Raw genomic sequence first — 24,455 nt, 5'->3', positions numbered from 1 at the left:
GTAGCGCTCAGTAGTTCCACGGAAGGCACGATTAACCAACCGTAGTGCCGCGCGCGGTACTGTGCCGCAGAGCGACGCGGCCACCCGCACAGAATCGCGAATTCAATTCCAGATCGAAACGAGGCACCCCGGATGATGTTCCTGGCGAGATTCCGCATTCTCACGAAGATACTGGCGATTGTGGGCGGTCTCTCGATCATCGCCGGCATGCTCGCCTATCTCGGGATTTCCTCGCTGAAGTCGCTCAGCGAGCGCGGGATCGTGACGGCGCGGGCCGCGGAGCGGGCATTGCTGTCGGCGCGTGCCAATCAGAACGTGCTGGCGATCAATCGCGCCGAGTTCCGCAGCGCGCTCGATCCGCGCGACGAGAACCGGATTTCGGCGCGAGGCGTGATCGACGAACAACTCAAATTGCTCGAGGAGCGTCTCGCCGAGATCAGCAAGACCCAGGATCCGCAGACCATTGCGTTGCTGTCCGGCGTACGCTCCGCGCAGTCCGCCTACCAGGCGCAGCTGAAGCAGACGCTCGATGCGGTCGACGGCGCGCGCGCCGCCGATCTGACGCAATCCGCCGAGAAGCTGCGCGACGTCGCGATGAAGAGCCGCGCGGCGGCGGAAGAGCTTCAGGCCAGGGTCCGGGCGGTCGCCGACCGCCAGGATCAGCGGGTCAGGGACAATGTGAAGGCCAACGAGCAGGAATATGCGTCGACCTCGGAGCTGCTGATCCTGCTCGCCGCATCGGGCGTCCTGATCGGCCTGCTGTTCGGTTTTGTCGTCGGACAATATGGCGTCGCAAAGCCGATCCGTGCCGTGGTCGAGCTGCTGCAGCAACTAGCCAACGGCCACTATGACATCCCGGTGCACGGTACCGATCGCCGCGACGAGGTCGGCGACGTCGCCAAGGCCGCACTGGTGTTCAAGGACAACGGGCTTGCCAAGGTCCGGATGGAGCGCGAGCAGAAGGACATGGAAGCGCGCGCCGCCGCGCAGCGCCGCACCGACATGCTCGAGCTGGCCGACGGCTTCGAGCGCGCGGTCGGCGAGATCGTCGAAACCGTCGCATCCGCCTCGAACGAGCTCGAAGCGTCCGCGACCACGCTGACCTCGACCGCCGAGCGGTCGCAAAGCCTGGCGACCACCGTCGCCAGTGCCTCGGAGGAAGCGAGCACCAACGTCCAGTCGGTTGCGTCGGCGACCGAGGAGCTGTCGTCCTCGGTCAACGAGATCAGCCGGCAGGTGCAGGAGTCCGCCCGGATGGCGGGCGACGCCGTCAGCCAGGCCCGTGCGACCAATGACCGGGTCGGCGAGTTGTCGAAGGCCGCCGCCCGGATCGGCGACGTGGTCGAGCTGATCAACACCATCGCCGGACAGACCAACCTGCTGGCGCTGAACGCGACCATCGAGGCGGCGCGCGCCGGCGAGGCCGGGCGCGGCTTCGCCGTGGTGGCGTCCGAGGTCAAGGCGCTCGCGGAGCAGACCGCCAAGGCGACCGGCGAGATCGGCCAGCAGATCGCCGGCATTCAGGCCGCGACCGAGGATTCCGTGAACGCGATCCGCGCGATCGGCTCGACCATCGAGCGGCTGTCGGAGATCTCGTCCACCATCGCCGCTGCCGTGGAAGAGCAGGGCGCGGCGACGCAGGAGATTTCCCGCAACGTCCAGCAGGCGGCGCAGGGCACCCAGCAGGTCTCCGCCAACATCACCGACGTGCAGCACGGCGCCAACGAAACCGGCTCGGCGTCGAGCCAGGTGCTGGCGGCGGCGCAGTCGCTGTCGGGCGACAGCAGCCGCCTCAAGCTCGAGGTCGGCAAGTTCCTCAACGCCGTTCGCGCCGCCTGATCCGGCGCCGACCGGGTCGGCGGCCGGGATCGTTCTCCGGGCAACTCGTCGCAGCGCGGTGACCGGCCGGCGCAGCACGCTTTGCATTTTCGCAGAGCTGCGATGCGCTAACCTACTGGCGGCCGCAACGGCGTGCTCGGGTTTCTCGCATTCGCAGCAGAGCCGTCTCTTTTTGACGATGATCCGAGTGCCGATCGACGGCAAGCCGCCCCGCGCGGTCGATCGAAGCGTGCGGCCTCACTGCGCTATGCCAAGGAAGTGAAGGCCGCTGCGGCGCCTATGGTTGGCGTTTTGCCCGGCATCGGGTAAATCGGCCGCTATCGGAACGGCTTTTGCAATGTCGATTCCTCTGCCTGGGCGGGCTTCATTTCGGGAATGCTGCTTTTATGATCGCACTGGTCCGTATCGCGCTGAGCCGGCCATATACTTTCGTCGTGCTCGCAATCCTGCTGTTGATTATCGGACCGCTGGCAGCGCTGCGCACGCCGACCGACATCTTCCCCGAAATCCGCATTCCCGTGATCGGCGTGGCCTGGCAGTACACCGGCCTGCCGCCGGACCAGATGTCCGGCCGTATCACCACGCCGTTCGAGCGCACGCTGACCACGACGGTCAACGACATCGAGCACATCGTTGCGAACTCCTATAACGGCATCGGCATCGTCAAGATCTTCTTCCAGCCCAATGTCGACATCCGCACCGCCAATGCGCAGGTCACCGCGATCTCGCAAACCCTGCTCAAGCAGTTGCCGCCGGGCGCAACGCCGCCGCTGATCCTGAACTACAGCGCCTCGACGGTTCCGATCATCCAGGTCGCGCTGTCGGGCGAAGGTCTGACCGAGCAGAACCTCGCCGACATCGGCATCAACCAGCTGCGCACGCCGCTGGTGACGGTGCCCGGCGCCGCGATCCCTTATCCGTATGGCGGCAAGCAGCGCCAGATCCAGATCGACCTCAATTCGACCGCCCTGCAGGCCCGCGGCCTGTCGGGGCAGGACGTCGCCAACGCGCTCGCTGCGCAGAACCTGATCACGCCGGTCGGCACCCAGAAGATCGGCAGTTTCGAATACACCATCAATCTGAATAACTCGCCGCTCCGTATCGAGGAGCTCGGCGACCTGCCGATCAAGACCGTCAACGGCGCCATGGTCTACGTGCGCGACGTCGCCACCGTCCGCGACGGCAACCCGCCGCAGACCAACATCGTCCATGTCGACGGCAACCGTTCGGTGCTGATGATGGTGCTGAAGGCCGGCGCGGTTTCGACGCTGGATATCATCGCCGGCATCAAGCAGAAGGTGATCGACGTCAAGGATCAGCTGCCGGACGCACTCAAGATCGGCTTCGTCGGCGACCAGTCGGTGTTCGTCCGCGGCGCGATCACCGGCGTCGCCTTCGAAGGCGTGATCGCGGCCCTTCTGACCAGCGTGATGATCCTGTTGTTCCTCGGCAGCTGGCGCTCGACCGTCATCATCGCGGTGTCGATCCCGCTGTCGGTGCTCGGTGCCATCATCATGCTGTCCTTGATCGGCGAGACGCTGAACATCATGACGCTCGGCGGCCTCGCGCTCGCGGTCGGCATCCTGGTCGACGACGCCACGGTGACGATCGAGAACATCAACTACCATCTGGAGCAGGGCAAGCCGGTCGAGCAGTCGATCCTGGACGGTGCCAACCAGATCGTGACGCCGGCGTTCGTCTCGCTGCTTTGTATCTGCATCGTGTTCGTGCCGATGTTCTTCCTCTCCGGCGTCGCGCGCTTCCTGTTCGTGCCGATGGCCGAAGCGGTGATGTTCGCGATGATCTGGTCGTTCATCCTGTCGCGCACCCTGGTGCCGACCATGGCGAAATATCTGCTGCAGCCGCATGTGCATCACGAGGGCGCGCCGCCGAAGTCGCGCAATCCTTTGGTCTGGTTCCAGCGCGGTTTCGAGGCCCGGTTCGAGCGCATCCGCGCCGGCTATCGCGGCCTGCTCCTGCTGGCGCTCGGCCATCGCAAGGTGTTCGTCGGCGGCTTCCTTGCGGTCGTGGCGGCGTCGTTCCTGCTGGTGCCGTTCCTTGGCCGCAACTTCTTCCCCGCGGTCGATGCCGGCAACATCCTGATGCATGTCCGCACCCAGGTCGGCACCCGCGTCGAGGAAACCGCCAACCAGATGGCCGATGTCCAGAAGGCGATCCGCAAGTTGATCCCGGGCGAGATCGAGACCATGACCGACAACATCGGCATGCCGATCTCCAGCATCAACCTGACCTACAACAACACCGGCGTGATCGGTCCGCAGGATGCCGACATCCAGATCAAGCTGAAGGAAGGTCACAAGCCGACCGAGCAGCATGTGCGCGCGCTGCGCGAGCAGTTGCCGCGGCTGTTCCCGGGCACCAGCTTCTCCTTCTTGCCGGCTGACATCGTCAGCCAGATCCTGAACTTCGGCGCGCCGGCGCCGATCGATCTGCAAATCCGCGGCGCCAATCTCGAGGCCAATTACGCCTATGCCAACAAGCTGCTGGCGAAGATCAAGCGGATTCCCGGTATCGCCGACGCGCGGATCCAGCAGTCGCCGAACAACCCGACCTTCAACATCGATGTCGACCGCACCCGCGCGCAATATGTCGGCCTGACCGAGCGCGACGTCACCAATGCGCTGGTCGTCACTCTCGCCGGCTCGTCGCAGGTCGCGCCGACCTACTATCTCAATCCCGACAACGGCGTGTCCTATTCGATCGTGATGCAGACGCCGCAATACCAGATCGATTCGCTGAGCGCGTTGCAGACCCTGCCGATCACCGCGACCGGCAACACCCAGGCGCCGATCCTGGGCGGCATCGCCGACATCAAACGCGCGACCTCGAGCGCGGTGGTCTCGCAATACGACATCCAGTCGCTGGTGCAGATCTACGCCACCACGCAAGGCCGCGATCTCGGCGGCGTCGCCACCGACGTGCGCCAGCTGATCGCCGACACCGCCAAGGAAGTGCCGAAGGACTCGTCCGTGGTGCTGCTCGGCCAGGTGCAGACCATGAACTCGGCCTTCACCGGCCTGCTGTTCGGCCTGCTCGGCGCGGTGGTGCTGATCTACTTCCTGATCGTGGTGAACTTCCAGTCCTGGTCGGACCCGTTCGTGATCATCACGGCGCTGCCGGCCGCGCTTGCCGGAATCGTCTGGATGCTGTTCACGACGGAGACGACGCTGTCGGTTCCGGCGCTCACCGGCGCCATCATGTGCATGGGCGTCGCCACCGCCAACAGCGTGCTGGTGATCAGCTTCGCCCGCGAGCGCTATGAGGAGCTCGGCGATCCCGTCGCGGCGGCGCTGGAGGCCGGCTTCGTCCGGTTCCGCCCGGTGCTGATGACGGCGCTCGCCATGATCATCGGCATGGCGCCGATGGCGCTGGGGCTGGGCGAGGGCGGCGAACAGAACGCGCCGCTGGGCCGCGCGGTGATCGGCGGCCTGATCTTCGCAACCTTCGCGACGCTGATGTTTGTTCCCGTGGTATTCAGTATGGTACACAAGAAGCAAGGCGCCAAAGTCGCCGCCTCATCGGAGATTCCGCATGCAGCCCACTGAACAGCGCCCCCCGGTGTCCGGCCGGAGATTGGGCATATTCGGCGTGGTTGCACTGGTCGGCGCCGGACTGATCGTCGGCACCGGCATTCGCGCCCGTGAGGAGCAGGGCAGCCGCTTGAAGGAGTGGACCGACGACCAGGCCGTTCCGACCGTCGCGGTGGCACTGCCCAACGCTCGCGCGCTCAGCCCGACGATCGAGCTGCCGGGCCGGCTCGAGGCCTATTCCCGCGCGCCGATCTATGCCCGCGTCTCCGGCTATCTCAAGAATTGGGACGCCGATATCGGCGCCCGGGTCAAGGCCGGCCAGGTGATCGCCGAGATCGAGGCGCCCGACCTCGACCAGCAATTGTTGCAGGCGCGCGCCGATCTCGCCAGCGCCCAGGCCTCGGCCAAGCTTTCCGAGGCGACGCTGGCCCGGCGCAAGACGCTGGTGGCCTCGAACTTCGTCTCCGCCCAGGAGATCGACGAGCGCACGGCCGACCTCTCCAACAAGAACGGTGCAGTGAAGGCCGGCCAGGCCAACGTCGAACGGCTGGAAGCACTCGCCGGCTACAAGAAGATCACGGCGCCGTTCGACGGTGTGGTGACCTCGCGCGATACCGATGTCGGCGCGCTGATCAATGCCGGCGGCGGCTCGGGCCCGGCGATGTTCACGATCTCCGACATCACCAAGCTGCGCGTCTATGTCAACGTGCCGCAGAATTACGTCCCGGCGATCAAGATCGGCGCCAAGGCCACGCTGGCGTTGCCGGATTACCCGAACCGCAGCTTCCAGGCGACGGTCGAAGCCTCCTCGCAGGCGGTCGACGTCGCCTCCGGCACCACGCGGATGCAGCTCGGGCTCGACAATTCCTCCGGCGAACTGATGCCGGGCAGCTATGCCAGCGTGAAGCTCAATCTGCAGCGCGAGTCCACGCCGCTCAGCATTCCCGCCAGCGCGCTGATCTTCAACAGCAGCGGGCTGCGGGTCGCGACCGTCAGCCCCGACGACAAGGTGCTGTTCAAGACCGTCAAGATCGGCCGCGACCTCGGCAAGGAGATCGAGATCGCCTCCGGCCTCGCGCCCGACGACCGCATCATCACCGCGCCGCCGGACGGTCTCGCCGATGGCGATCACGTCCGCGTCACCGGCGCCGGTGCCAAGGGCAAGCCGGCCACGGCGTCCGAAAAGCAGGACGTGAAGGGGTAGAGCCTTCGTAGCCCGTAGCCCGGATGAAGCGAAGCGCAATCCGGGGTAGGTCTATCAGCGGACAGAGCCCCCGGATTGCGCTGCGCTCCATCCGGGCTACGTGTTCTTGTTGCGCGGGCTAGCGCGGGAGAACTGCTACCCCACCCGCCATTCCAGCATGCCGTCATCGGCGGTGACGATATTGCCCGTGCTGCCGACCGGCGTGCGATCCATGTCCTGGAGATATGCCAGCGTCGCGGTGTCGCTCGCCGGGATGCGGCCGAGCGTGCGGCGGCCGTCCTCGGTGCGCAGCATGGTGACGCCGTGCTCGACCTCGCCATTGGCGCGATAGATCACGGTAAAGGCCTCGACCTTGCCTTTGCCCGCCGCCTCTGCGGTGAAATCGGGCACATCGCGCCGGTTGCGGTCGGCCTCCGCCTGCACGGAGGTCTCCTGCTTGAGCGCGGCCGTCGGCGCGGCGCGCGACAGCACGAGGCCATGGTGCTTGGTGACGAAACCACCCTGGCCGTAGAGCAGGCCGAGCGTGCCGCCGCCTCTCAATTTGCGCACCATCGCGCAGGCCGCGTGCGTCATGTAGGTGTTGAGCGGCGCGCCGAAGAACGTCAGACCACCGGTGACGGTCGGCTGCACGTCAGGCCCGAGGCCGAGCGTGCGGCGCGCCATTTTCGGCACGCAGGGGAAGCAGCTATAGAGTTCGATGGCGTCGAACTTTTTGCCGTCGCCGCCGACGAGATCCATGACCGCCTTCAGCACCGCGGTCTGCGCGTGGCTCTCGATGAACTGGTCGCGGGTCAGATAGTCGCGCGGCTCTTCCGCCGAGGCGCCGCCGAGCGGATAGATCAGCTTGTCCTCGGGCACCCCCGCGGCGCGTGCCTTGGCGAGGCTGGTCAGGATCAGCGCGCCGCCCATGTTCACGGTCGGGTTCGCCACCATCAGCTTTGTATACGGCCAGGCAATCATCCGGTTGTCGGGCGTTGCCGTGGTGATCTCGTCGCCGCTGAACTGCTTCTTCAGCCAGGAGTTCGGATTGGCGGCCGCAACCCTTGCATAGGTCGACCAGAGATCGCCCGACTCCTTCAGCGCCTGGCGCGGGGTCTGGCCCCAATGCGCCGAGGTTGCGGACTCATAGAGCGGATAGACCGTGATCGGCCTAAACACGCCGAGGCTCACGGCCAGCGGCTTCTGGAACGCGGCGCCGCGCTTCGGCTCCTCGACGTCGTGCGCGAACGGCGTCCACGGCAGTTCGACGCCGGCGCGCTGCGCCTTGGTCGCGGTCGACTGCGCCTCGGCGCCGCACACCGCCGCGACGCTGCATTCGCCGCGCGCGATGCGCTGCGCCGCCTCATGCAGATAGCGGATCGGGCTCTCGCCGCCGACCGGCCCGTAATAAAGATGCGAAGGCCGGATACCGAGCCGCGCCGCGAGCTGCTTCTCAGGATCGCGATAGCGCCAGCTCAGGAAGTTGACGACGTCGAGCGACTGCACGTCGGCGAGCAGCTTTGCGCCGCTGTCGGCCTCGGCGCGCTTCAGCGCCTGTTCCAGCAGCGTGAGCGGCTCGAGGCCGGCTGCGATGTCCTTTGGACGATCGACGATCTCGCCGACGCCGACGATAACGGGAATGCGGTCTTCGGGGATGCTGTTCGACATTCTTGTTGTTTCACTCTGCGGTATTGCACTCGGTGGTCGATTTAGCCGTCATTGCGAGGAGCGAAGCGACGAAGCAAACCATCCAACCGCATACGCGCTGAAATGGATTGCTTCGCTTCGCTCGCAATGACGGGGAGGGGCCGTCACTCCGCCACCAGTGCGTTCATGTGCTCGACGGCTTCGACGAATTCTTCCTTGAATTCCTGCACCACCGCGCTCGCAGACTTCACGCTGTCGATCAGGCCGACGCCCTGGCCGACGAAGTAGCTGACGAGATCGCGCGCCTTCTCGTTGCCGGCTGCGGCTGCACGGTCGATCGCGTTGAAGGCGTCGCGGCTGACGATGCTTTGCAGCGGCATCGGCAGCGCGCCGGGGCTGTCCGGCGCGCGGTCCCAGGCGTCGGTCCACACCGAACGGAGCTGCCGCGCCGGCTTGCCGGTGCGGCCCTTGGAGCGGATCGCGTCGCGCGAGGAGGCCGCGATCATCTTTTCGCGGAAGATCTCGGAGGTTTCCGACTCCACCGTGGCGAGCCACACCGAGCCGGTCCAGGCGCCGGCGGCGCCCATCGCCATGCAGGCCGCCATCTGACTGCCGGTCATGATGCCGCCGGCGGCGAGCACCGGCACGTCGCGGATCTTTTTCACCGCCTTGATCACCTCGGGCACCAGCACCATGGTCGAGACTTCGCCGCAATGGCCGCCGGCCTCGGTGCCCTGCGCAACGAGGATGTCGACACCGGCCGCGACCTGGCGCAGCGCGTGCTCCTTGGAGCCGACCAGTGCCGCCACCGGCACGCCGTGCTTGCGGCCCATCTCAATCATCGCCCTCGGGGGCACGCCCAGCGCATTCGCAATCAGCCGGATCGGGTGGCGGAACGAGACCTCGAGCAATTGCAGCGCGGTCTCGGCATCGAACGGCTGCGGCTGGTTGTCGGCGACATTGCGGCTGGTCAGCTCGATGTCGTATTTTTTGAGCAGATTGCGGGTGAAGTCGCGATGCTGCTGCGAGACGCGCGCCTCGAGGCTCTTCCAGGTGACGTTCTTCTCGCCGGCGGTCGAGATATTTTCCGGGATCAGCACGTCGATGCCGTAGGGCTTGCCGTCGACATGGGCGTCGATCCACTTCAATTCCTGTTCAAGCGTTTCCGGCGAATGCGCGGTCGCGCCGAGCACGCCGAAGCCGCCGGCGCGGCTGACCGCCGCCACCACGTCGCGGCAATGGCTGAACGCGAGCAGGGGGAATTCGATGCCCAGCATGTCGCAGATCGGTGATTTCATGGACTGCTTCTCTCCCGGCGGCTGCGTGTTGTGTTTGTTGGCATCAGCCTCTGCGACGCTAGCGCATGACGGTCGGCGAAGCCAAGCGGGTTTCGGCCGCGGCGATCTTGCGTGCAGGCGCTGCTTGGCTGCATCGCCCGCAGCGCATTCCGCTGGATAGAAAATGCGATCCGGCGGGCTGGGCAAAGCCGGGAAAACCCACCATCTAGTGCGGGCATGCGGATGGGCGCGGCGGTCGCCGCACCATGGAAAAATGGAAACCGGGAGCCAACGACGTGACTGACACCTCTGCCTACGAGCCGCCGAAAGTCTGGACCTGGAACAAGGAGAGCGGCGGCCGCTTCGCCAGCATCAACCGGCCGATCGCGGGGCCCACCCATGAGAAGGAACTGCCGGTCGGCCGCCATCCGCTGCAGCTCTATTCACTGGCGACGCCGAACGGCGTCAAGGTCACCGTGATGCTGGAGGAGCTGCTCGCCGCCGGCCACAAGGGCGCGGAGTACGACGCCTGGCTGATCAAGATCGACGGCAACCAGTTCGGCAGCGGCTTCGTCGCGATCAATCCCAACTCGAAGATCCCGGCGCTGATGGACCGCAGCGGGCCTGAGCCGATCCGGGTGTTCGAATCGGGCTCGATCCTGGTTTACCTGGCGGAAAAATTCGGCGCGTTCCTGCCGACCGACGTCAAGACCCGCGCGGAGACCCTCTCCTGGCTGTTCTGGCAGATGGGCTCGGCGCCCTATCTCGGTGGCGGCTTCGGGCATTTCTATGCCTATGCGCCGACCAAGATCGAATACGCCATCGACCGCTTTGCGATGGAGGTGAAGCGCCAGCTCGACGTGCTCGACCGTCGGCTCGCCGACAACGAGTATCTTGCGGGCGACGTCTATACGATCGCCGACATGGCGGTGTGGCCCTGGTACGGCAGCCTCGCCAAGGGCCTGCTCTACGGCGGCGGCGAATTCCTCTCGGTGCAGGACTACAAGAACGTGCAGCGCTGGACCGACGCGATCGCGGCGCGGCCCGCAGTGAAGCGCGGCCGCATGGTCAACCGCACCTGGGGCGAGCCGTCGAGCCAGCTCCACGAGCGGCACGACGCCAGCGATTTCGAGACCAAGACGCAGGACAAGGTCGAGCAGATGGCGTCGTAATCGCGTAGGGCGGATTGATCCTACTGCGTCACGAGTCTGTCTCCGTCGTCATTGCCAGGAGCGATAGCGACGAAGCAATCCATCCAACCGCATTTGCGGACAGATGGATTGCTTCGCTTCGCTCGCAATGACGGCTGGATTCGTTTGCAGCCTCACAGGACCGGCGGAAAAGACGTTTGTGGCGCAGTATGCTAACCTGCCCAATGTGTCAGCGCTTCACCCCAGCAAATCATCATACTCCGGATGCTTCTTCATGAAGCCCTGGATGAACTCGCATGTCACGACCAGCTTGATGCCCTGCGCGCGCACCGCGTCGAGTGTCGCACGCGCGATCCTGGAGCCGATGCCGCGGCCGCCGAGCTCCGGCGGCACTTCGGTGTGAACCAGCGTGATCGTGTCCGGCGTCTTGCGATAGACCACGAAGGCGGTGGCGCCGTCGACGGCGAGCTCGAACCGGCTCTGCGCTGCGTTATCCCGGAATGCTTCACTCATTGTCTTGTCCTCGGCTATTTCGTCTTTGCCCCTTCGGCCGCGGGAAACACCACGCGGTCGTCGGTGCGGCAGTAGCGATCGGCGAACATGCGGCCGATCGGGTGGTAGCGGTCCATATGGACGCGCATCGCATCATGGTCCCACAATTCGTCGCGGATGTGGAAATGAATGCCTTCGCCCATGATCAGCTCGCGGTCGCCATTGACGTCGATCAGCTTCCAGGTCTTGCATTCCATCGCGAACGGTGCGTCGGCAAGCCGAGGCACCGCGATCTTGCTCGAGGGCGCGAGCTTCAGCCCGAGATAGGCGGGCTCGCCGATCTCGGGCGGGAAGTCGCCGCTCGTCTCGTGCATCGCGCGCGCGAGCGGCTCGTCGGTCAGGTTGACCACGAATTCGCCCAGACGCTGGATGTTAACCATCGTGTCCTTCTCTCGGCCATCCGGCCTGCGGTTGACCGCGAACATGCAGAGCGGCGGGTCTTCGCAGAACACGTTGAAGAACGAGAACGGCGCCGCGTTGACCACGCCATCGGCGTTTTGGCTCGTGACCCATGCGATCGGCCGCGGCAGCACGAAGGAGGTCAGCACCTTGTAGCGTTCGCGCTGGGTGAGGTCGCTTGCGGCATATTCCATGGGACTGTCCGGAAGTTCGTGGGGCGGGTTAGCGCAAGCGTAACCCGCCGCGAGCGGACAAGAAAGTAAAAGGCGGGTTACGCTTGTGCTAACCCGCCCTCCGGGTCTGTTTGTTCGTCTCACCGCGAAGTGCGGGGAGAGGACTACGGCATGCTCAGTTCATGCCGGCCGACCACCATCCAGTGCACCTCGTCCGGACCGTCGGCGAAGCGCAGATGGCGGACGTCCTGGTACATTTCGCCGAGCGGGGACCATTGCGAGATGCCGGTGGCGCCGTGCATCTGGATCGCCTGGTCGATGATCTTGCAGGCGCGCTCGGGGATCATGGCCTTGACCATCGAGACCCAGACGCGGGCTTCCTTGTTGCCGAGCACGTCCATCGCCTTGGCCGCCTTCAGCACCATCAGCCGCATCGCCTCGATTTCGCAGCGCGCCTGGGCGATGATCTGCATGTTGCCGCCGAGATGGGCGATCTTCTTGCCGAACGCTTCGCGGGTCAGGCCACGCTGCACCATCATGTCGAGCGCCTTCTCGGCCTTGCCGATGGTGCGCATGCAGTGATGGATGCGGCCCGGTCCGAGCCGGACCTGCGAGATCTCGAAGCCGCGGCCTTCGCCGAGCAGCATGTTCTCCTTCGGCACCTTGCAATTGTTGAAGCGCAGATGCATGTGGCCGCGCGGCGCGTGATCATGACCGAACACGTGCATCGGCCCGAGGATCTCGACGCCGGGGGTGTCGATGGGGACCAGGATCTGCGACTGCTGCTTGCTTGGGGCGGCGTCGGGATTGGTCTTCACCATCACGATCATGATCTTGCAGCGCGGATCGCCGGCGCCGGAGATGTAATACTTCTCGCCGTTGATCACCCACTCGTCGCCGACGAGTTTTGCGGTGGTCGAGATGTTCTTGGCGTCGGAGGAGGCGACGTTCGGCTCGGTCATCGCATAGGCCGAGCGGATCTCGCCGTTGAGCAGCGGCTTCAGCCACTTCTCCTTCTGCGCCTTGGTGCCGACGCGCTCCAGCACCTCCATGTTGCCGGTGTCCGGCGCCGAGCAGTTCATGGTCTCCGAGGCCAGCGGGCTCTTGCCGAGCTCGGCGGCGATATAGGCGTAGTCGAGGTTGTTGAGGCCTTCGCCGGTCTCGGCGTCGGGCAGGAAGAAGTTCCAGAGGCCGACTTCCTTGGCCTTGTCCTTGGCCTTCTGCAGGATCGCGAGCTGTTCGTCGGTGAAGCTCCAGCGGTTGGTCTTCTTCTCGCCGGCGCGATAGAACTCGACCGACATCGGGTCGACGGTGTCGCGGATGAACTGCTTCACATGGTCGTAGAGCGGGCGGACCTTGTCCGACATCCTGAGGTCATTGAGCTCGTCGCCCGGATTGAGCGTGTAGTTCGTGGTGCGCGGCACATAGGCATGTTTCATTGTCTTTTCTCCCTCGCGAAGGCGCGTTTCGCGGCGGACAATAGACGCGTGCGGCGCCAAGCGCGAGCACCGATTTTGGCGGGATCGCTACCGCATCGCGGAATATCGTTGGGGCGTTTCAAACGTTGTTTGAACGCGGCCGCTGGCGACGCGATGCCGTTATTGCGGCAAGAGCCAACTCAGAACGCCGTGTACCCGCCGTCGATCACAAAGCAGTCCGCCGTATGATAGGACGACGCCTTGCTCATGATGTAGACGGCGATGCCGCCGAAATCGCTGGGCTCGCCGAAGCGGCGCAGGGGGATGCGCGGCATTACATTGGCGACGAACTTGTCGTTGGCCATGATGCCGGCGGTCATGTCGCTCTTGATCCAGCCGGGTAGGATCGCGTTCGCGGTGACGCCGTGGCGGGCGAGCTCGACGCCGAGCGCACGGCACAGCGCGTTCAGCGCCGCCTTGGTGCCGGCATAGTGCTCGTTGCGCGCGGTGCCGAACAGCGAGGCGAGGCTCGACGTGGCGACCAGCCGGCCGAACTTGTCGCCAGCTTCAGAGCGCTCGGTCATGTGGCGTGCCGCAGCCTGGAATACGTGAAACACGCCGTCGAGATTGGTCGCGAACATCTTGCGCCACTCCTCCTCGGTGCGGTCGATGAAGGAGCGGCGACCGCCGCCGCCGATGCCGGCATTGGCGAAGCAGCCGTCGACGCGGCCGAAGGTGTCGAGGGTTGCCTTCATCGCGGTCTTGACCGAGCCGGGATCGCTGACGTCGCAGAATTGCGTTGCGACCTTGCCGGGCCCGGCCTTCATCGACGCCGCGGCGTTGGCATTTTTTTCCGCGTTGCGGCCCCAGATCGCGACGTTGCAGCCGGCGGCGTTCAGCGCCTGCGCGATGCCGAGGCCGATGCCGCCATTGCCGCCGGTGATGACAGCGACGCGGCCGGTGAGATCGAAGATGCCACTCATTGGGGTTTCCATTTGGTTCAGTGCGCGCTAATCACGCGTTCACGGATGGGCTTGCCGCCGACCATGGACAAGCCCGGCACAAAAATCAAATATGGGTCCAGATGTAGGTCCACCCATCGACCTACCGCGGTACCCGCCGCCGCGACAACGTAAAGAGGAAACCATGCAGTTCAAGCACGTCACGCTCGACTTCGACGGATCGGTCGCGATCCTCAGGCTCGACCATCAGGAAGTCATGAACGCGGTCTCGCTCGACATGCTCGGCGGTCTTGCCGAGGCGCTCGATGCGATCGACGACAAGCGTGACGAGGTGCGCTGCCTGGTGATCACGGGCGCCGGCCGCGCCTTCTGCACCGGCGCCAATCTGCAGGGCCGCAACCAGCAGCAGAAGCCCGGCAGGAGCAATGCCGGCGCGGCGCTGGAGACCGCGTTCCATCCGTTCCTGCGCCGGTTGCGTAAGCTGCACTGTCCGATCGTGACCGCGGTGAACGGTCCGGCCGCCGGCGCCGGGATGAGCTTCGCATTGATGGGCGACCTCATTTTGTGCGCGCGCTCGTCCTATTTCCTGCAGGCCTTCCGCCGCATCGGTCTGGTGCCGGATTGCGGCTCGACCTGGCTGTTGCCGCGGCTGATCGGCAAGGCGCGCTCGGTCGAGCTGTCGCTGCTGGGCGAGCGGCTGCCGGCCGAGAAGGCGCTGGAATGGGGCCTCGTCAACCGCGTCTATGACGACGGTGCGCTGATGGAGGAGACGATGAAGCTGGCGCACGATCTCGCCAACGGCCCGACGGTGGCGCTGTCGCTGATCCGCAAGCTCTATTGGGACAGCCCGGAAAACACCCTCGAGGATCAGCTCAATCTGGAATTCGAGTCGCAGCGGATCGCGGGCAGCGCCGAGGATTTCAAGGAAGGCGTCACCGCATTTCTCGAGAAGCGGCCGGCGAAGTTCAAGGGCAAATGATCGAGACCGAGCTCGCCCGCTGCGTCGCCGCGTTTCATCCCGGCGCGACCGGCGTCACCGGTGCCGCAAAGCTCTCCGGCGGCGCCAGCCAGGAGACGTGGACGTTCGACATCGTGCACCCGGACGGCACGATCGGCGCGATCCTGCGCCGCGCGCCGCCGGGCTACGGTGCCGCGCCCGGCCGGGCCGCCGGGCTCGATGCCGAGGCCACGCTGATGCAGCTCGCGCATGACGCGGGCCTGCCGTCGCCGAAGGTGATGCACGTGCTGACGCCGGAAGACGGGCTCGGCCGCGGCTTCATCATGGCGCGGGTCGAAGGCGAGACCATCGCGCGGAAAATTTTGCGCGACGAGGAATATGCGGCCGCGCGGCCGATGCTGGCCCGCCAGCTCGGCCGCGTCATCGCGGGCATTCATAGCCTGCCGCAGGCCAAACTGCCGAAGCTGCGCAGCCTGACCGCGACCAGGGAGATCGAGGATCTCTCCCGCGAGTACCACAGCTTCAACTGGCCGCGGCCGGTGTTCGAGCTGGCGCTGCGCTGGCTGCGCGATCACGATCCCGGTCCGTCGTCCGAAGTGACGCTGGTGCATGGCGATTTCCGCCACGGCAATCTGATTATCGGTCCCGACGGCGTGCGCGCGGTGCTCGACTGGGAGCTCGCGCATTTCGGTGATCCGATGGAGGATCTTGGCTGGATCTGCGTCAATTCCTGGCGGTTCGGCGAGATCGACAAGCCGGTCGGCGGCTTCGGCACGCGCGAGGACCTGTTCGCTGGCTATCAGGAAGCCGGCCGCAAGGCCGACCCCGATCGGGTGAAGTTCTGGGAAGTGATGGGCACGTTGCGCTGGGGCGTGATGTGCTGCGGCATGATGCAGCGCTTCCGCATGGGCCCCGACCATTCGATGGAGCGCGCGATGATCGGGCGCCGCGCGTCGGAGACCGAGATCGATTTGTTGCGGTTACTTGCTCCGCGGGGAAAATAACCATGCAGGACGAACCGACACCCACCGAACTGATCAAGGCCGTCGCCGATTTCCTGCGCAATGAGATCGCGCCCGCAATCAAGGGCCACAACGGCTTCAAGCTGCGCGTCGGCATCAACGCGCTCGACCTGGTGACGCGGCAGCTCGCACTTGCCGAGGCCGGCGATGCGACCGAAGCCGCGCGGCTGAAGGCGCTGCTCGGCGCCGACGGCACGCTGATGGAGCTGAACCGCGCATTGTCGGAGAAGATCGCAAGCGGCGAGGTGGATCTGACGACACCGGGGCTATCGGAGCATCTCTGGCAGACTACGATGGACAAGCTCGCCGTCGACCAGCCGAACTATGCGTCCTACAAGCGGGAGTTAGGGAATAAGGCGTAGCGAATACCAAAACTCGTCATTCCGGGATGCGCCGCAAGGCGCAGGCCTGGAATCCATACTCACAATGGTGGTTATGGATTCCGGGCTCGATGCTGCGCATCGCCCCGGAATGACGGGAGGAGGAATGCCTTACCGCCCCAGCCATTTCGGCGGACGCTTCTCCGAAAATGCCTTCGGCCCCTCGATGTAATCCTGCGAGGCGGCCATCGCCTTCACCGCGGGATATTCGCGTTGCTCGGTCATGGCCTGCTCGAGCGAGACTTCGAGGCCCTTCTGGATCGCCTGCTTGGAGGCGCGGATCGACATCGGCGAGTTCTTGGTGATGGTCTCGGCCCAGCGCTCGGCGGCCGCCAGCGCCTCGCCCTGCGGCACCACCTCGTTGACGAAGCCGAGCTCGAGACCTTCCTTGGCGCTGACGTGGCGCGCGGTCAGGATCATGCCCATGGCGCGCTTCAGGCCGATCTGGCGCGGCAGCCGTTGCAGGCCGCCGGCGAGCGCGGCGAGGCCGACGCGCGGTTCGGGCAGGGCGAAGGTCGCATTCTCCGCGGCGATGATCAGGTCGCACGCCAGCGCGACCTCGAACCCGCCGCCCATCGCGACGCCGTTGACCGCCGCGATGATCGGCTTGTCGCAATCGAAGCGGGTGGTCAGCCCGGCGAAGCCGCCCTTGTCCCAGCCGCGCTTGCCGCCGGCGGCCTGCCATTTCAGGTCGTTGCCGGCGCAGAACGCCTTGTCGCCGGCGCCGGTGACGATCGCGACCCACTGCTCCGGATCGGCGGAGAACTCGTCGAACACCTTGTTGAGCTCGAAATGCGCGTCGATATGCAGCGCGTTGTAAACCTCGGGCCGCGACAGCGTCACGATGGTGATGGGACCCTTGCGCGTCACCTTGGAGAATTTCAGATCCATGTTTGCTCCCGTCGATTTTCTGCGGCGAAGAATATTGCCGATATCCTAGCGCCTGCGCGCCGGTCCGTGCCATCCAATTACGCAACGCGACCGCGCGTGCAAGCCTCACCGGCCTGCTTGACTTGGCGGCGTGCTTCTCACCTTAATCGATCCGAACGCGGATGCGCGATAGCGCCTCAACGCAAAACCACAATCAACAAGATCTTCGGGAGAGACCGCCTTGGATTTCAATCTGCCGGCTGACCTGACAGCCTATCTCGCCGAGCTCGATCAATTCATCGAACGCGAGATCAAGCCGCTGGAAGCGGCTGACGACAACATCCGCTTCTTCGATCACCGCCGCGAATGGGCGCGCACCGATTTCGACAAGGGCGGCCTGCCGCGCCACGAATGGGAGCTGTTGCTGCGCAAGGCCAAGAACCTGGCCGACGCCGCCGGCCATCTGCGCTTTGCGATCCCGAAACGCTACGGCGGCAAGGACGGCTCCAACCTCTGGATGGCTGTCATCCGCGAGCATTTTGCCTCGAAGGGGCTCGGCCTGCACAACGATTTGCAGAACGAGCATTCGATTGTCGGAAATCTGCCGATCGTGACCATGCTGGACCGCTATGGAACCGACGAGCAGAAGGCGATGATCGACGGCTCGATCACCGGCAAGTACCGCATCACATTCGGTCTCACCGAGCCCGAGCACGGCTCGGACGCCACGCACATGGAAACCAGGGCGGTGCCGGCGACCCGTGACAACGTCAAGGGCTGGATCATCAATGGCGAGAAGATGTGGACGACAGGCATGCATGTCGCGACCCACTGCGCGCTGTTTGCCCGCACGTCAGGCAATGACGGCGATGCGCGGGGCATCTCCTGCTTCCTGGTGCCGGCAAAGTCGCCGGGCGTGAAGGTCGAGGAGTATATGTGGACCTTCAACATGCCGACCGACCATCCCCGGGTCAGCTTCACCGACGTGTTCGTGCCCGAGGATGCGCAGTTCGGCGAGGTCGGCCGCGGCCTGTCGCTGGCGCAATGTTTTGTCCATGAGAACCGCATCCGTCAGGCCGCAAGCTCACTCGGCGCCGCCGTGTATTGCATCAACGAAAGTGTGAAGTATGCGCGCGAGCGAAAACCGTTCGGCAAGGCGCTGGCCGAGAACCAGGCGATCCAGTGGCCGGTGGTCGAGCTTGCGACCCAGGCCGAGATGCTGCGGCTGCTGATCCGCAAGACCGCCTGGGAGATGGACCAGCTGACCCAGGCGCAGGTCGAGCACACGCTGTCCGACCGGGTCTCGATGTGCAATTTCTGGGCAAACCGGCTGTGCTGCGAGGCCGCCGATCGCGCCATGCAGGTGCATGGCGGCATGGGCTATTCGCGCCACAAGCCGTTCGAGCACATCTACCGCCACCACCGCCGCTATCGCATCACCGAGGGCAGCGAGGAGATCCAGAAGCGCAAGGTGGCGGGCTTCCTGTTCGGCTACATGGGAGCGGGGAAGCATTAGGACGGTAGGGTGGGCAAAGCGAAGCGTGCCCACCATCCATGCCGCGCTCGCAAAGGTGGGCACGCTTCGCTTTGCCCACCCCTACGAGGCTTAATTCACCTGCCGGTCCTTGCCCGCCCAGTACGGTTCACGCAAGGTCCGCCGCAGGATCTTGCCCGACGGGTTGCGCGGCAGCGCCGGGATGAAGTCGACCGATTTCGGCGTCTTGTAGCCGGCGATCCGCTCGCGGGTGAAGTTGATGATGTCGGTTGCGGTCGCGCTCTTGCCCGGCTTCATCACCACCACGGCCTTCACCGCCTCGCCCCATTTGTCGTCGGGGATGCCGATCACGGCGGCCTCCGCCACATCGGGATGGTCGCACAGCGCGCTCTCGACCTCGGCCGGATAGATGTTCTCGCCGCCGGAGATGATCATGTCCTTGATGCGGTCGTGGATGTAGAGATAGCCATCCTTGTCCATGTAGCCGGCATCGCCCGTGCGCAGCCAGCCGTCGCCGTCGATGGTGCGCGCGGTCGCCTCGGGCAGATTCCAGTAGCCGGCCATGTTGGAGCCGGAACGGGTGGCGATCTCGCCGACTTCGCCCGGCGGCAGCGGCTTGCCGTTCTCGTCGAGGATCGCGAGCTCGACGCCGGGCAGCGCCTTGCCGGCCGAGCGCATCCGCTCGAGCCCCTCGATGTGATCCTCCGGCGGCAGCGCCACGATGGTGCCGGTGGTTTCGGTCATGCCGTACATCTGCACGAAGCCGCATTTGAAGACCTCGATGCATTCCTTCAATAGCGCCGCCGGGATCGGCGAGGCGCCGTAGAGCATGTATTTCAGGCGGGAGAAGTCGACCTGCCGCGCGCGCGGCTGCCGCACCACGAACTGCATCGCCGCCGGCACCATGAACAGTTTGGTGATGCCGGACTGTTCGAAGAAGTCGAGCACCTTGGTCGGGTCGAACTCGCGCGCGATCACGCCGCGGGCGCCGTGGTAGAGCCCCATCACGCCCCAGCCGGAGCCGCCGATATGGAAGATCGGCATCGCGACCAGCGAGACGTCGTCGGTGGTCCACCGGTTCCACTCCGGCTTCTCGGCCTCGTTGCCGCTCTGCACAAGGTTGAGGAAGTTGGCGTGCGACAGCATCGCGCCCTTCGGCTTGCCTGTCGTGCCGGAGGTGTAGAGCTGGATCGCAATGTCCTTCGGCGCGATCGCAAGGCGCGGATCGTCGCCGCTCTGCGCGTCGCGCCAGGCGACGAAGTCGAGCCATTCCGGCGCGCCGCCCTCGGTGGTGATGATGCTGCGGACGCTCGGCAGCTTTTCGCGGATGTTGCGCGCCTGGGTGATGAATTCGGGACCGACGAACAACACCGGGGCCTTGCAGTCGTCGACGATGAAGGCGACCTCGGGGCCGGCGAGGCGCCAGTTCACCGGCGCCATCACCACGCCGGCCTTCATCGCGCCCATCAAGAGTTCGAAGTAGAAGTCGCTGTTCTTGCCGAGATAGGCGATCCGCTCGCCCTTCTTGAGGCCCATCGCGATCAGCGCGTTGGCGACGCGGTTGGTCTTGACGTCGAATTCGGCGAACGAGGTCTGCCGTCCCTCGAACTCATAGGCCAGCGCATCGCCGCGGCTTCTGGCGCGGTCGCGCACCATATCGGCAAGGTTGTTCAGCTTCGGCGCGTCGGACATGTTTCCCCCGTGACGTTTTGTTTTGGTTGCGCGGAGTGTGGCGGCATCACGCGGGAAAAACAATACAGAGGAAGTAAGCCGCCTCAGCAACGTCGTCCCGGGCAAGCCAACGGGTCGGCGCGAAGCGCCGCCCGATGACAGGCTCCGCGCGACCCGGGACCCACAACCACAGGATCGAGTTGTCGAGCGCGCTGCGGCCCCAGCGTGCTCGATGTTTTCCAGTCGTGGTTATGGGTCCCTGCTTCCGCAGGGACGACAGCAGTGACTCGGGCGCGAGCGCAGGCTTCAACCCCGCGCCGCGCGATCCTTCTCGTTCTGCGCCTTGATCGAGTCGCGCGCCTTGGTCCAGTCGTCGTCGCTCCAGTCGCGCAGCTGGTAGAAATTGCCGCCCATCGCCAGCGCCTGCGCGCCGTCCATGGCGATGGTCTCGCCGTTGATCCAGTCGCAGCCGCCGGAGATCAGGAACACCGCGAGGTTCTGCAACTCCTCCATGGTGCCGACGCGGCCCATCGGGTTCATCGCCTTGGTGCGCGCGCCGGCCTCGTCGCCGGGCTTGATGCGCTTGCTCATGCCTTCGGTCGGAATCTCGCCGGGCGCGATGGTGTTGAGACGGATGCCGTGCCGGCCCCACTCGATCGCAAGCGACATGGTCATGGCGTGGATCGCCGACTTGCTCATCGCCGATGGCACCACATAGGGCGAGCCGTTGCGCACCCAGGTCACGGTGATCGACACCACGTTGCCGCGATGCCCGCCGGCGATCCAGCGCCGGCCGACCGCGTGCGTTACGTAGAAGGTGCCGTGCATCACGATGTTGGCCACGGCATCAAACCCTCGCGCGGAGAGCTCCTCGGAGCGCGAGATGAAATTGCCGGCAGCGTTGTTGATCAGATCGGTGAGGGGACCGCTGGTGGTCCAGATCGCCTCGATCATCTCGTCGACCGCCATGGCGTTGCGGATATCGACGCCGTGGCTGACCACGCGCCCGCCATGCTCGGCCATCAGTTCGGTGGCGGTCTCGTCGCAGACGCTCTTGCGTCGGCCGCAGATATGCACCTCGGCCCCGAGCTGGAGGAAGCGGGTGGCCATGGCCTTGCCGAGGCCGGTGCCACCGCCGGTTACCAGGATGCGCCGCCCGGCAAGAAGCTGATCGGTGAACATCGTTTCCTCCACGGGGGTTGTCAGTTAATTGGTCGATTGACTAAAAGCGGACAACGGCCTTTCTGTAAAGCGCCAACTCAGGGAACAAAGCGGAGGGAATGATGGAAGATCGCGTTTCGATATCGATTTCGGACGGTATCGCCGATGTCCGGCTGGTGCGGGCGGACAAGATGAACGCGCTCGATGCCGCGATGTTCGAGGCATTGGTCGCCGCAACCGACCGGCTTTCCAAGGAAAAAGGCGTTCGGGTGGTGGTGCTGTCCGGTGAGGGTCGGGCCTTCTGCGCCGGGCTCGACATGGGCCGGTTCGCCGCCATGAAGGATGGCGGTAACGGAGTGCCCGGCGGCGCGAACCGCGATCTCACAATCCGGACCCACGGCAAGGCCAACGCCCCGCAGCAGGCGGTCTGGGGCTGGCGCCAGCTCCCGGTGCCGGTCATCGCGGCGGTCCACGGCGTCGCCTTCGGCGGCGGCTTCCAGCTCGCGCTCGGCGCCGATATGCGCTTTCTGTCGCCGGATGCGCGGATGTCGATCATGGAGATCAAATGGGGCCTGGTGCCCGACATGGCGGGCACGCCGATCCTCGCCAGTCTCGTGCGCGACGACATCCTCCGCGAGCTCACCTATACCGGCCGGATCTTCTCGGCGCAGGAGGCCCAGAGTTACGGTCTCGCCACTCGGGTCTGCGACGACCCGCGCGCAGCAGCGTTCGAAGTCGCGCGCGAGATCGCCGGCAAGAGCCCGGATGCGATCCGCGCCGCCAAGCGGATGCTGAACAATCTGTCGGTCGATCCGGCCGCGGCGCTGCTTGCGGAATCCGTCGAGCAGCAGAAGCTGCTCGGCAGCCCGAACCAGACCGAATCCGTCCGCGCCAATCTGGAGAAGCGCGCGCCGAAGTTTGCGGATGTGTGACAGCGGCGACAATAGTCATTCCGGGATAGTCCGAAGGACCAGACCTCAGATGCGCGGTGCGCATCGGGGAATCTCGAGATTCCGGGTTCGCGCTTCGCGCGCCCCGGAATGACAAGTTAACCCGACACAAGATCGGACAATAACAATGGAAACGTCCCAGCCCTTCCTCGGCATCGTCAGCGGCGAGCGCCGGCGCGATCACGCCGCCGTCGCCGAGCGCACTGAGCGCATCGCCTCCGGCCTCAACAAGCTCGGCGTCAAGCCGGGCGACAGCGTCTGCATGCTGATGCGCAACGACATCGCCTTCATCGAGTCGGCCTATGCGGCGATGCGGCTCGGCGCCTATGGCGTGCCGATCAACTGGCACTTCAAGCCGGAGGAGATCAACTACGTGCTGACGGATTCCGGCACGCGCGTCCTGATCGGCCATGCCGACCTGCTGCATCCGCTGCGCGGCGCGATCCCGGATGATGTCATCGTGCTCAGCGTGCCGACGCCGCCGGAGATCCTCGCCAACTACAAGATCAATCCCGATCATCTCGCGGCGCCGGACTTCGCGATCGATTTCGAATCCTGGCTGGCGCAATTTCCGCGCTATGACGGCCCCGTGGTGCCACAGCCGCAGAACATGATCTACACGTCGGGTACCACGGGCCATCCGAAGGGCGTGCGCCGTTTCGCGCCGACGCCGGAGCAGACCGCAAACGCGGAAGCGATGCGCGCGATGATCTACGGCCTGAAGCCCGGCGCGCGCGCGATCCTGCCTGGACCGCTCTATCATTCCGCGCCGAATTCCTTCGGGCTGCGCTCGGGCAAGCTCGGCGGCGCGCTGGTGCTGATGCCGCGCTTCGACGCCGAGGAATTTCTGGCACTGATCGAGCGCGAGAGGATCGATACCATCTTCATGGTGCCGACGATGTTCATCCGCCTGATGAAGCTGCCGGAGGAGGTGCGCCGGAAGTACGACATGTCGTCGCTGCGCCACATCATCCACGCCGCCGCGCCCTGTCCGGCCGACGTCAAGCGCGCGATGATCGAGTGGTGGGGGCCGGTGATCTACGAATTCTACGGCTCGACCGAGTCAGGCGCGGTGACGTTCGCGACGTCGGAGGACGCGCTGAAGAAGCCCGGCACGGTCGGCAAGATATCGCCCGGCGCTGAGCTGCGCTTCATCGGCGACGACGGCCGCGAGGTGGCGCAGGGCCAGATCGGCGAGATCTATTCGCGGATCGCGGGCAATCCCGATTTCACCTATCACAACAAGCCCGAGAAGCGGACCGAGATCGACCGCGAGGGCTTCATCACCTCCGGCGATGTCGGCTATATCGATGCGGATGGCTACGTCTTCATCTGCGACCGCAAGCGCGACATGGTGATCTCGGGCGGCGTCAACATCTATCCGGCCGAGATCGAGGCCGTGCTGCATGCGGTGCCCGGCGTGCACGACTGCGCGGTGTTCGGCATTCCCGATGCCGAGTTCGGCGAGGCGCTGATGGCACTGGTCGAGCCGCAGCCGGACGTCACGCTCGACATCGCAGGGGTCCGGGCGCAGCTGAAGACCGCGCTCGCCGACTACAAGGTGCCGAAGCACATCGAGATCCAGACCAACCTGCCGCGCGAGGATTCCGGAAAGATCTTCAAGCGCCGGCTGCGTGATCCCTATTGGGAGCGGGCGGGGCGGAGGATCTAGGGGCCACAAGCTCGCTGTCGTCCCGGCGAAGGCCGGGACGACGTTGGCGGACGTGTGCACCGCGCAAGTTCATCTTGCGCTGCGGCAAAAAAAGCGCACACTTGGGAGCGAGCCGGGCAACCTC

General features: G+C 65.3%; 20 protein-coding genes. 11 read left to right on the top strand and 9 right to left on the bottom strand.

The annotated features are described in order from the left end of the window. The first annotated feature begins 132 nt into the window (after positions 1-132). The 3 genes from ACVINW_RS37410 to ACVINW_RS37400 all read left to right on the top strand — a co-directional run bounded on the left by ACVINW_RS37410 (position 133) and on the right by ACVINW_RS37400 (position 6,594). Positions 133-1,839, top strand: coding sequence for a methyl-accepting chemotaxis protein (locus ACVINW_RS37410; RefSeq protein ID WP_456755926.1), 1,707 nt, complete (start codon positions 133-135; stop codon positions 1,837-1,839). Positions 1,840-2,225: 386 nt separating this feature from the next. Beyond that, a complete protein-coding gene (locus ACVINW_RS37405) occupies positions 2,226-5,405 on the top strand; it encodes an efflux RND transporter permease subunit (protein ID WP_456755925.1) in 3,180 nt (1,059 codons plus the stop codon). Further along, a complete protein-coding gene (locus ACVINW_RS37400; RefSeq protein WP_456755924.1) occupies positions 5,392-6,594 on the top strand; it encodes an efflux RND transporter periplasmic adaptor subunit in 1,203 nt (400 codons plus the stop codon). The genes ACVINW_RS37405 and ACVINW_RS37400 overlap by 14 nt, the downstream gene beginning before the upstream one ends. A gap of 135 nt (positions 6,595-6,729) precedes the next feature. Here the strand turns inward: ACVINW_RS37400 and ACVINW_RS37395 are convergent, their stop codons facing one another. Both ACVINW_RS37395 and ACVINW_RS37390 read right to left on the bottom strand, forming a co-directional pair. Further along, entirely contained in the window at positions 6,730-8,241 is a 1,512-nt protein-coding gene (locus ACVINW_RS37395; protein WP_456755923.1) for an acetyl-CoA acetyltransferase, read from the bottom strand. Positions 8,242-8,384: 143 nt separating this feature from the next. Then, on the bottom strand, positions 8,385-9,518 hold the full coding sequence (locus ACVINW_RS37390) for a nitronate monooxygenase (RefSeq protein ID WP_456755922.1): 1,134 nt from the start codon (positions 9,516-9,518) through the stop codon (positions 8,385-8,387). 65 nt (positions 9,519-9,583) lie between these two features. Between ACVINW_RS37390 and ACVINW_RS37385 the strand changes: the two genes are divergently transcribed. Then, a complete protein-coding gene (locus tag ACVINW_RS37385) occupies positions 9,584-9,727 on the top strand; it encodes a hypothetical protein (protein WP_456755921.1) in 144 nt (47 codons plus the stop codon). Between the two features lie 66 nt (positions 9,728-9,793). Next, positions 9,794-10,669, top strand: a complete 876-nt coding sequence (yghU, locus tag ACVINW_RS37380) for a glutathione-dependent disulfide-bond oxidoreductase (protein WP_456755920.1) — start codon at positions 9,794-9,796, stop codon at positions 10,667-10,669. A 216-nt stretch (positions 10,670-10,885) separates the two neighbouring features. Here yghU and ACVINW_RS37375 read toward each other — a convergent pair whose 3' ends face one another. The 4 genes from ACVINW_RS37375 to ACVINW_RS37360 form a co-directional block, all read right to left on the bottom strand. Continuing rightward, positions 10,886-11,161, bottom strand: a complete 276-nt coding sequence (locus ACVINW_RS37375; RefSeq protein ID WP_456755919.1) for a GNAT family N-acetyltransferase — start codon at positions 11,159-11,161, stop codon at positions 10,886-10,888. A gap of 14 nt (positions 11,162-11,175) precedes the next feature. Continuing rightward, positions 11,176-11,793, bottom strand: a complete 618-nt coding sequence (locus ACVINW_RS37370) for a flavin reductase family protein (RefSeq protein WP_456755918.1) — start codon at positions 11,791-11,793, stop codon at positions 11,176-11,178. 143 nt (positions 11,794-11,936) lie between these two features. After that, on the bottom strand, positions 11,937-13,211 hold the full coding sequence (locus ACVINW_RS37365; RefSeq protein ID WP_456755917.1) for an acyl-CoA dehydrogenase family protein: 1,275 nt from the start codon (positions 13,209-13,211) through the stop codon (positions 11,937-11,939). Between the two features lie 179 nt (positions 13,212-13,390). Beyond that, the gene (locus ACVINW_RS37360; protein ID WP_456755916.1) at positions 13,391-14,173 is read right to left on the bottom strand and encodes an SDR family NAD(P)-dependent oxidoreductase; all 783 of its coding nucleotides are present in this window, start codon (positions 14,171-14,173) and stop codon (positions 13,391-13,393) included. 163 nt (positions 14,174-14,336) lie between these two features. Between ACVINW_RS37360 and ACVINW_RS37355 the strand changes: the two genes are divergently transcribed. The 3 genes from ACVINW_RS37355 to ACVINW_RS37345 are packed head-to-tail and all read left to right on the top strand — an operon-like array spanning position 14,337 to position 16,494. After that, positions 14,337-15,131 (top strand): enoyl-CoA hydratase/isomerase, encoded by a 795-nt coding sequence (locus ACVINW_RS37355; protein ID WP_456755915.1) that lies wholly within the window; start codon positions 14,337-14,339, stop codon positions 15,129-15,131. Then, entirely contained in the window at positions 15,128-16,114 is a 987-nt protein-coding gene (locus tag ACVINW_RS37350; RefSeq protein ID WP_456755914.1) for a phosphotransferase family protein, read from the top strand. Before ACVINW_RS37355 ends, ACVINW_RS37350 begins: the two co-directional genes overlap by 4 nt. Before the next feature lie 2 nt (positions 16,115-16,116). Next, positions 16,117-16,494 carry a DUF6285 domain-containing protein gene (locus tag ACVINW_RS37345; RefSeq protein WP_456755913.1) on the top strand — a complete coding sequence of 126 codons (378 nt, stop codon included), beginning with the start codon at positions 16,117-16,119 and terminating at the stop codon, positions 16,492-16,494. A gap of 129 nt (positions 16,495-16,623) precedes the next feature. Here the strand turns inward: ACVINW_RS37345 and ACVINW_RS37340 are convergent, their stop codons facing one another. Further along, positions 16,624-17,403: an enoyl-CoA hydratase-related protein gene (locus ACVINW_RS37340; protein WP_456755912.1), complete on the bottom strand. Its 780-nt coding sequence runs from the start codon at positions 17,401-17,403 to the stop codon at positions 16,624-16,626. Positions 17,404-17,623: 220 nt separating this feature from the next. Between ACVINW_RS37340 and ACVINW_RS37335 the strand changes: the two genes are divergently transcribed. Further along, the gene (locus ACVINW_RS37335; protein ID WP_456755911.1) at positions 17,624-18,898 is read left to right on the top strand and encodes an acyl-CoA dehydrogenase family protein; all 1,275 of its coding nucleotides are present in this window, start codon (positions 17,624-17,626) and stop codon (positions 18,896-18,898) included. 90 nt (positions 18,899-18,988) lie between these two features. Here the strand turns inward: ACVINW_RS37335 and ACVINW_RS37330 are convergent, their stop codons facing one another. Both ACVINW_RS37330 and ACVINW_RS37325 read right to left on the bottom strand, forming a co-directional pair. Further along, a complete protein-coding gene (locus ACVINW_RS37330) occupies positions 18,989-20,569 on the bottom strand; it encodes a fatty acid--CoA ligase (protein WP_456755910.1) in 1,581 nt (526 codons plus the stop codon). 285 nt (positions 20,570-20,854) lie between these two features. Beyond that, positions 20,855-21,730, bottom strand: a complete 876-nt coding sequence (locus ACVINW_RS37325) for an SDR family oxidoreductase (RefSeq protein ID WP_456755909.1) — start codon at positions 21,728-21,730, stop codon at positions 20,855-20,857. 101 nt (positions 21,731-21,831) lie between these two features. Between ACVINW_RS37325 and ACVINW_RS37320 the strand changes: the two genes are divergently transcribed. Then, a complete protein-coding gene (locus ACVINW_RS37320) occupies positions 21,832-22,641 on the top strand; it encodes a crotonase/enoyl-CoA hydratase family protein (protein WP_456755908.1) in 810 nt (269 codons plus the stop codon). Between the two features lie 145 nt (positions 22,642-22,786). Continuing rightward, complete coding sequence (locus tag ACVINW_RS37315; RefSeq protein WP_456755907.1) at positions 22,787-24,331, top strand: acyl-CoA synthetase; 1,545 nt, start codon at positions 22,787-22,789, stop codon at positions 24,329-24,331. Positions 24,332-24,455 lie beyond the last annotated feature (124 nt).

It is taken from the genome of Bradyrhizobium sp. USDA 4461, from assembly GCF_054055655.1.
Note: the sequence above shows the minus strand (reverse complement) of the source record. Positions and strands in the feature narration are given on the sequence as shown.